8 protein-coding genes are annotated in these 8,768 nt (G+C 69.6%); 3 read left to right on the top strand and 5 right to left on the bottom strand.

The features are described 5' to 3' along the window. The first annotated feature begins 123 nt into the window (after positions 1-123). Positions 124-375 carry a transposase gene (locus tag AB0C35_RS41780; RefSeq protein ID WP_358468717.1) on the top strand — a complete coding sequence of 84 codons (252 nt, stop codon included), beginning with the start codon at positions 124-126 and terminating at the stop codon, positions 373-375. Here AB0C35_RS41780 and AB0C35_RS41775 read toward each other — a convergent pair. The 5 genes from AB0C35_RS41775 to AB0C35_RS41755 form a co-directional block, all read right to left on the bottom strand. Further along, the gene (locus AB0C35_RS41775; RefSeq protein WP_358468714.1) at positions 278-1,189 is read right to left on the bottom strand and encodes an ADP-ribosylglycohydrolase family protein; all 912 of its coding nucleotides are present in this window, start codon (positions 1,187-1,189) and stop codon (positions 278-280) included. The genes AB0C35_RS41780 and AB0C35_RS41775 overlap by 98 nt on opposite strands. Before the next feature lie 341 nt (positions 1,190-1,530). Then, the gene (locus tag AB0C35_RS41770; protein WP_358468711.1) at positions 1,531-2,223 is read right to left on the bottom strand and encodes a hypothetical protein; all 693 of its coding nucleotides are present in this window, start codon (positions 2,221-2,223) and stop codon (positions 1,531-1,533) included. A gap of 1,926 nt (positions 2,224-4,149) precedes the next feature. After that, positions 4,150-5,100: a hypothetical protein gene (locus tag AB0C35_RS41765; protein ID WP_358468708.1), complete on the bottom strand. Its 951-nt coding sequence runs from the start codon at positions 5,098-5,100 to the stop codon at positions 4,150-4,152. A gap of 97 nt (positions 5,101-5,197) precedes the next feature. After that, positions 5,198-6,139 carry a helix-turn-helix domain-containing protein gene (locus AB0C35_RS41760; protein WP_358468705.1) on the bottom strand — a complete coding sequence of 314 codons (942 nt, stop codon included), beginning with the start codon at positions 6,137-6,139 and terminating at the stop codon, positions 5,198-5,200. A gap of 72 nt (positions 6,140-6,211) precedes the next feature. After that, a complete protein-coding gene (locus AB0C35_RS41755) occupies positions 6,212-6,745 on the bottom strand; it encodes a 2,4'-dihydroxyacetophenone dioxygenase family protein (protein WP_358468702.1) in 534 nt (177 codons plus the stop codon). A 191-nt stretch (positions 6,746-6,936) separates the two neighbouring features. On the opposite strand from AB0C35_RS41755, the gene AB0C35_RS41750 reads away from it, so the two are divergent. Then, a complete protein-coding gene (locus AB0C35_RS41750) occupies positions 6,937-8,193 on the top strand; it encodes a class II glutamine amidotransferase (protein ID WP_358468699.1) in 1,257 nt (418 codons plus the stop codon). A gap of 307 nt (positions 8,194-8,500) precedes the next feature. After that, entirely contained in the window at positions 8,501-8,713 is a 213-nt protein-coding gene (locus AB0C35_RS41745; RefSeq protein WP_358468696.1) for a helix-turn-helix domain-containing protein, read from the top strand. Positions 8,714-8,768: the final 55 nt, after the last annotated feature.

Here is an 8,768-nt window from a genome sequence, read left to right as displayed (position 1 = left end):
TGGTCACGCTGGCGACGCCGCCACCAGGCCCGCGCCCGCCGCTGCCACTACCAACGACAACAACGCCTCATCGATCACTAAATGCGGCTGGAGTACTAGCGCGAACGGCGCCGCGCAGGAGCCCTGGACATCGGCCGCCCACCCGAACACGATCTGCGCACCATCATGGACGCGATCCTCTACGTCGACTACACCGGCATCCCCGGGCGCTATCTGCCGCACGACTACACGCCTATATCTGGAACCTGCACCGGTATTTGGAATCTGCACCGGGGTGTCAAGCTGTTGGGCTGTTCTCCAGCCATCCGGGGAGGGATTCGCGGGAGTCGAGCCACGCTGATGGGATGCCGTCGATCCCGGTGCTGGCGGCGATGATGCCGCCGACGATCGCGGCAGTGGTGTCCATGTCGCCGCTGGCCGTGACGCAGGCCCGGACACCGACCGGGTAGTCGTCTAGGTGACGGGCGGCTGTCCAGAGCGCGAATGGCACGGTGTCTTGGGCGGTGATGCGTGAGCCGTTGCCCAGGGCCTGTACCGCTTGTTCGGGTGTCGCCTTCTTGAGGCGGCGGGCGCGTTGGAGGCCTCGTCGGACGTAGGTTCCGGGAGCGTGATCGAGTGCTGCCTCGATCAGGTTCTCGGCGGCGTCGGTGGCCGCGAGGGAGGCGGCGACGGCGACGGCGACCGCGCCTGCGATCCCTTCAGTGTGGGCGTGGGTGATCTCGGCTTGGAGGGTGGCCTCCGCGGCGGCGCGCGCCGGGTCGCCGATGTAGAAGGCTCCCAGGGGAGCGACACGCATGGCGGCGCCGTTGCCGAAGGAACCATTGCCGCCGAAGGACTCGGCCGATGCGGCCCGCCACAGGTGTCCGTCCCGGATGCGTTCGAGGAGTTCCAGGGCCCCGGCGCCGTAGCGGCGTCCGGTGTCCATGCGTGCGGCGAAGGAGGCGGCAAGAGCGTCCTGGTCGATGGATCCGTGACGGCGCAGGCAGGCGACGACCGAGCAGGCCATCTCGGTATCGTCGCTCCACTCCCACGGCGGTGAAGGGAGGTCCGCGGCAGTGAGATGCCGGTTGGCATGCAGGAAGAACTGGTCACCGAACGCGTCACCGACCGACAAGCCGGCCAGGGAGGCGTGCATGAGCGCGGCTGCGCGCTCAGGAACTGGCGCGAGGCCGTGATGGTCGTCGTTCATGGCAAGGGTCCTGGCTGATGTGGGGGCGGTGGATGCCGCGATCGCGGCAGCCTATACGAGGGGAGACATCGTGCCCGGCACCCCTCACCTCGCCTCTGTTCCGTCGTCCACCGATGGTCAGAGGTGATCGTGGGAGTGGACACCCACGAGGACTTCCATGTCGCCGCCGCCCTCCCCCCGCTGGGCGTCTTGCTGGGCAACAAGACCTTCCCCACTTCCCGGGGAGGCCGTCCGGTGCCTCAAGCGATACATCGCCCGTGAGATCCACCAGCTCATCACCTGCCCACCCCGCGCGACAGCCCCAGCCGCGGCTTGACATCCATAGGGGCATCGGACCCCTCCTAAGGGCGGCGGGAGGTGGAGCGGCGTCTGGACGGGGGTTTCTGGTCCTGTCGTTGGCGGACGAGGGCCGAGAAGAGGCGGTCACGGGCCTCGGTGCGGGACATCGCGGGGAGACGCTCGGGGAAGGAGACGGCCATTGCGGGAGAGGCGTCGACCAGGCCCTCGTCATCCACGCTGGCTTGCTCGCCCGTCCAGGCGCCGAGCAGGATCACGGAGACACCACCCGGGTGGCGGTCGAGGAGGGCCTTGATCCTGTCGGTCTCTCCATCGGGATCGGCCACGAGGAGGAGACGCCGTGCCTGTGTCACGCCGGTGTTCTCGCGGATGGCGAGTTCGGTCTCGAGATATGCCAGGGCGGCGTCGAGGTTGCCCGGTATGAAGAGGCCGGCGGTGTCGTCGTCGAGGAGCTCGTCCTCGGCCAGGCCGAACAGACTGGTGGTATCAGGGCGCGGTATCACCACCAGGGACTTCCCGCCGTGCTCGTCTAGGGCCGACAAGGCCAGTATTCGCGCCGTCGCGACCGCGCCCGGGCCGGTCAGGCCCAGGGCCGGAGCCGCGAAGGGGTCGAGGTCCGGCTGGTGACTGGAAGGGACGGCCCGGGGTGGTGGTTCGGCGGGTCCGGTCGTGGAGAACGGGGGGAGGCCGGCGGCGGCGTAGAGACGGTGCCGGAACGGGTAGCAGATCGCCGCCACGGTGGGGAGGAGCAGGCCCAGGAGCAGGACAGGCTGCAGGGAGGGCGGACGTGAGTCGAGGTCCTCCGCCTCACGGGTGAGAGTTGTGCGTACGGAGGTGGGAGTCGGCTCAATGGAGGGCTCGGCGGACGATCCGGGGGAGCGTGCCGGAGTCGGTTCTGGGGATCGGGGCGGCGATGTTGTGATCTTCGGCCGTGCCCGTGGTGGAGGCGTGATATCGGGAGAGTCCGGCGCGGTGGGCCGTTGGCGGAGCCACTCCTCAAGCTGCCTGCGCGATGGGGACCGGCGCCTGGGCGGCCGGTCGTATCGGTCTCCCCAGCGGTCGAACTCCCCACCGCGACCGGATTTCCTGCGAGACCTCTCGTACATCGCCAGCCATGCCTCCCTGCATTTGTACGCGGTGTACCAGTCCCCGGTGCTCCTGGCATGACGGCAGACGGGCGGTATGGACCTGCGCGGCTCCGGCTCGACACGGGCGACCGCGTCGGCAGGTGCGGCCGCGCCGATGGAGATGGCGCCGGCCACCGCGGTACAACCCAGCACCCCGCCGGTACAGCGGAGCAAGCCGCAGATCACGACGGCAAGTCTGGGTTGTGCCAGGAAACGGTTCATCTTCGCCCCGGGGGATCGCGTCGGTCACCGTGAGAATGCCGATCGTAGTCACTTTGGCTACGGAGCGTTGAACATTGCTCACAGTTGATCTTGCGACCGTCGTCGTTCTTCCGTCCCGCTCCGGGTTATATGTGCGGCATTTTCTGGATTATTCCGATTCGTCGGTTCGTTGCCTGCAGTGCGTTTGAAGCGGCAGAAGCACCTTCACAAATTTCCCTGGCAATACATGGTTTGCGCGCACGCGGCCTGAAGATGCCCGGATGGTTTCGCGTGTGCCCCCAGCCGCTTTAGCGGCGGTTCACCGGGCCTGAAGCAGCATGTGCGGGTGGCGGCGTGGTGTCATAAGTCTCACTCGGCGTTATCGAGGGCTCATGGACGACACGATTGGCCCCGGTTGGTCGCCGGCGGCGTGGTCCACGCTGAGACCCGATTGCCCGCAACGCCATCGGGAGCGGCTGAACGCCCGGCTGTCGTGAACGTTGGCAGTCGGCACCGTGACCACCAGCGGCAGCCCAGCGGCGGCGTCCGACTGCACGTGGATCTTGCTGCCCCTCTTGCACCGATCGACCGGATTGGGGCCGGACGGCGATTCCCTTTTGGCGCGGTTGGCGGCGGCGTCCACGAGCGTCGACGGCCAGTCCACCTGCCGCGCGCCCCGGGCTCGCCCTGTACCGCATGGTGCAGTCGCGGCCACAGCCCTGCCATGGTCCATGCGGGGTGCCGCCGCGCACGGGGTGCTGCCGGGGAGGCCGGTCGGCGCTGCGTCAGCAGGATGCCGATGAGCTCGTCGGACGGGTCGGCCGCCGTCAGCGACAGGACACTCCCAATCGCCTGCGTGGCAGGCGGCGGTGGGCGGGCGTGCCTGCCCGTGGCTGCCAGCGCCGGCGACCCGCGCCCCGGCACCGCGCAGCGTCGCTGTCGCCCGCGCCCCGCGACTCCCGGCAAGGCCAGCGCGCGGTGAGGCCGACGCGCGGTGAGGCCTGCGTGCGCTGAGACGGCGTGCGGTGAGGGCGGCGTGCGGTGAGGGCGGCGTGCGGTGAGACCACAACGCCACCGGCGCCGACCTCGTCGCTGCGCCGTCCGCCGACCGCGACGCCGCCGTCGCCTCCGTCACCGTGCACGAGTCCGTCACCGTGCACGAGTCCGTGACCGTGCACGGGTCCGTGACCGTGCACGAGTTCGTCACCGTGCGCGAGCGAGCGCCGGGCTGATCTTTCAAAGCAGCCGAGCTCCACGGCTACCGCGTCAACGAGCTGGAGCTGGTGGCGTCCAGGCGTGGTTGGTGGTGTGCGCGTCGACGCGTGGTGTGGAGGGTCAGGCGGCGGTTGGGAGTGGGGTGTCGGCGGGGGCCTTCAGGACGTCGTACATGCCGCGGGGGAGGGTTTCGCTGCAGAGCCAGTCGTTGATCGTGCCGTCGAAGTCGTCGGGTGGGCCGACGGTGAGGAGACGTGGGGTCAAGGGGGACAGGCGCACCTGGAACGGTGCCGGGTGCGGGCGGCGGGTGGCGCCCCAGAAGTCGTTGAAGTCGCTTTGGCCGAGGTGCGGGGTGGCCGTGATCGTGCGGGTGTGGGCGGCGGGGCCGGTGGCCAGCCAGGACCAGTGGTCGGTCAGGAGGCGGCGGGCGGTTGTACGCAGGACGTTGAGGGCCGCCAGGTCGTGCGGGCAGGCGACGTCGCTGATCTGGAGTTCGGGGAGGCCGAAGCGGCGGAGGCCGCGGGTGCGGAGACGCACGCAGGCACAGCCGTTCACCCCCTCGGGGTCGAGGTCGGGTTCCGCGGCCGTGCAGCGGCCGTTGGAGCGAAATGGCGGGAGGACGTCGCCGAGCCACTGGTCGGCCAGGACGAAGTGCGTCCTCTCGGTGGTGCGCGTCAGGATGTGGCCGGTGATGAGGTCGGCCACGATGCCGCCGGTGGCGTTCGCGATGGCGTAGGCGGCTGCGCGGGCGACCTGGACGCCTCGGGGCTGGTCGGTGATCGGCGCGAAGGCGGTGATGACGGCGAACTCCGGGGCGTTGTTGAAGGCCCGCGCGGCCGGGCCGTCGTCGGGGCCGGCGGCCTTGACCTGCGCGGGGTCCCAGCGCAGGGAAGTGAGGTCCTCCCGGATGACCTGCAACTGCGGCGAGCCGAGCCGTCCGGTGATGTGGGCGTGGAAGGGGTCGGCGGGACTTCGGCGGATCAGGCCGGCGAGGTCGCCGGGGATGCTCCTGGCCGCGACGGCGAACCGGGAGGTCGTGGTGGACGGAACCGGGAACGTGATCGTGGCCATCGGAGGCCGCTCCTTCCGTGCCGGGACGGGACCTGGCAAGCATGTGCCGCCGTCCCGGCCGGAAGCAGTAGAACCCGATTCTGGGGATAACCCTCGCTCACGCCGGTCTGGCAGCCCCCGGCGTGCAGCCGAAGTGCTCGCGGAAGACGCGGGTGAAGTGAGCCTGGTCGGCGAACCCGTGACGGTGCGCGATCTCGGCGACGGTGGTACGGGTCGCCGTGGGATCGGTCAGATCCTCCTTGGCCTTCGTCAACCGACGCTGCATGACGTAACGGGCGGGGGTGAGCCCTTCCGGTTCGAAGACGCGGCTGAGGTGCCGGACCGAGATGCCCAGTGCGGCGGCGATCCGTCCAGTGCTCAGACCGTGGTCATGGAGGTGCCGTTCGATGTAGTCCTTTGCCACGACGAGGTGGAGCAGGCGGGTGGGCGAGCCGGGGCGGTCCCCGGCTCGTGCGGTCGCGAGATTGCCGAGGAGTTCAAGGGCGAGACCGTCGGCGCCGTCCGGTCCCTTTGCTTGGGCGAGCCCTAGGAGGAGGGACCGAAGGGCCCTGGACGCCGGTGAATCGTGGTCTGTGGTGAGTGCGATGGGTGCAGGCAGGGCCGGTGAACGGAAACGTTCGGCGAACATCTCCCGTGGGATGTCCAGGAGCAGCTTCCGCATGGGGGTGGAGAAGCCGAAGAGGTAGGGACGGGCCGTGTCGTAGAGGACGAGGTCGCCCGCGTTGACGGTCAGGCATCCGCCGGAATGGTAGAAGACCGCCTCGCCCTTGAGGACGAGACTCGCGAAGACCGATTCCTTGGGGAAGTCCCGGCAGGTTCGCGGTGTCCGTTCTATGACGTGTTCGTTGCCCCGGATGTCGGCCAGGCGCAGCCCTCCGACACGCAGGTTCGTCTGTTGCGCCAGGAGCCCGCCCTCCGCGTACGAGGAGCAGGTGAGCCCGACCAGTGCACGCGCGTTGTACTCCTCCCAGTAGGCGATCCGGTCGTCGGGCGGGACCTCCTCGGTCGACACGCGCGACTCCGTGACGGAAACGGCCATCTCGACCTCCTCGCGTTCGCGGGAACGCTCCCTGGCAGGGCGGTGGAGGAGGCCGAGTCTATCCGCCGGCCCTCAGCGGAAGAGGGAGTCGACGTAGTCGGACCCTAGGCCGACCTTGTCGTAGTGCTCGCGGCACATCGCGATGTAGTCGTGGACGTCGAAATAGCCATCGGCGTCACCGTTCTCGTCCAGCCAGATGAGCGGGCCCTTCACGATGAACATCGTCTTCATCGGCTCGCCGCTCTCGTAGGCGACCAGCGTGTGGCCCTCGCCGGGCGCCTCGTAGACGAAGTCCCCGGCCGTGGCGGTCCAGGGACGTTCGAGATAGCCCCACTTGCCGGAGATGGTGTAGGCGAACACCTCGTGGGGGTGGTAGTGCCGGTTGACCAGTCCCGCGCTGGTGGCGCGCAGGACGTCCGCCCACGAGTTGTCCTTGACGTTGATCCACAGCGGGCGGGAACCGACGGTCTCGGTGAACGGCACGTAGTAGCGGTCGTCGTCCGTGGCGACCTTCGACAGGTACACCTCGGGCAGGGCGTCCGGCTTCTGCGAGTTCCGGATCGGCTTCAGGTTCTTCCAGAACTCCGTCGTCGCGTCCTCGGGCATGGCATCCTCCAACGTGCGCCGGTCGTAACCAGCAGCGAACCGTGCCTGCCCGGGGCCGTCTTGTCTCTGCGGGACCCTCGGGCTTGCCTGTCAGGGACACGGGCCGGATTGGCGAGAATCGCCCAACGAAGATGGCGACGTTCGGTAAGGTTGCCGTCACCCGCGGTTAGGTTGATGTGAAAGGCGACGGCATGTGCCGACTTTTCGGTATGAGTACAGGAGGACCCCGTGTCAGGGCGGCCCACTGGCTGCTGGACGCGCCCAGGAGCCTGCGTGCACAGAGCCACCGGATGCAGCATGGGGCCGGGCTCGGATGGTTCTCGCTCGGCGGTGAACCAGTCCGCGACCGGGCACCGCTGGCCGCCTTCGAGAACGCCGACTTCGACCTGCACGCCAGGAACGTGCCGTCCCACACGTTCGTGTCGCATGTCCGGGACGCCTCGGTCGGTGGTCTGACCGTGCACAACTGCCACCCGTTCGTCATGAGCGACCGGCTCTTCGCGCACAATGGGGTGGTCAAGGGCCTCGACGTCCTCCGCACCTGGATGACGGACGTGGACCGCGCCCATGTCGCCGGCGAAACCGACTCCGAGCTCGTCTTCGCCTACGTGACCGCGGAGATCCGCCGCCGCGGCGACACGACGGCCGGGATCGTCGAGGCGGTGCGGCGCATCGCGGCCGAGCTCCCGGTCTTCTCCCTCAACCTGCTCGTCGCGGAGGCCGGGCGGATGTGGGCGCTGCGCTACCCGGAGAGCAACGAGCTGTGGGTGCTGTCGCCCGGCGAGGGCGGCGTGAGCGGGCCCGGACGTGCGGCCGGGACGGACGGGCCGGTGCCCGCCGTCGTCATCGCCAGCGAGCCGATGGACGACCGGCCGGGCTGGCGCCCCCTCCAGCCCGGTGAGCTGCTCACCGTCGACGGGCTGACCGAGACGTCCTTCTTCCCGTTCGACCCCCTGCGCCATCCGCTGCGCCGCTCGGACCTGTCCATCCGTGAAGCCGCTTCCCAGGCGACCGCCCCCGGTACCGCCGGTCCGCCGGTCGCCCCCGGCACGCGCGCACTCACCGACACCTCCGCCGCCCTTTCGGCCGTCACCAGCTCGGGCACCTCTGCCACCGTCCCCTCCGCTCAGGCCTCGTCCTCCGCGCCGTCCGCTGCTCCGTCCTCCGCTTCGTCTGGGGCTCCGTCCGTCGCTGCGCCCGTTGCCGTCGGTGCTGTGCCGGCTGTACCCAGTGCGGTGCCGCGCCCCAGCGTGCCGCCTGAGGGCTTTCCCTCCGCCTCCGCCAAGCCGTCCGATGCCGCCGGGTCCGTCGCCGCTGCATTGTCGGGTGCGGCACGTGCCGGCGCCGTCGCTTCGAACGCCGTGTTGTCAGGTGCCACTGTGTCGTCGGGTGCAGGGCGGGTCCGTGCCGTCGCCTCCGCCGCCATCCCCGCCAGTGGTCCTGCCTAGGGCCGACTCTCGGCATGGTGGGGTGGTCCATCGTGGGCGTGTGCGAGGGGGTCGGCGGGGCCGGGGTTCCGGTCCGGGGCCCGCTTCGGCCGAGGGGCCCGGTGACGGCCGACGCCTGCGATCTGAGGCCCGCCGTCCAGGTGCGACACGCCGTTCACCACGGAAAAGACCAGCTTCGGCCGAATTCGCGGTGATTCGCGCGGCATCGACGGCGTAATCAGGGGGAATGTGTACGTTGGGGAGATCAACACTGCTGTGAGCTGCGGGGACGGGCCCCGTGGCGCAGCCTTGGAAACTGGAGGTCCCCGTGGCCCGAACACTGTCGAGGGGCACCCGTGTGACCGGTGCCGAACGCACACGACTCGCCGCCGAGCTCGCTCCGCGGTACGCCGCCGGCGAGAGCATCCGAGACCTGGCGGCCGAGACCGGCCGGTCGTACGGGTTCATCTACAACGTCCTGAAGGAGGCGGGCGTGCCGCTCCGTGGCCGGGGCGGCAATACCCGGCGTAAGAAGGCCTGACCCGCTCCCGCGATCAGAAGGAAACGCGCACATGACCGGAAGTCCCCCTCGCCCC

Source organism: Spirillospora sp. NPDC048819, assembly GCF_040650055.1.
GTDB lineage: Bacteria > Actinomycetota > Actinomycetes > Streptosporangiales > Streptosporangiaceae > Spirillospora.
The sequence above is the reverse complement of the archived record's forward strand: the minus strand, read 5'-3'. Positions and strand labels throughout refer to the sequence as shown.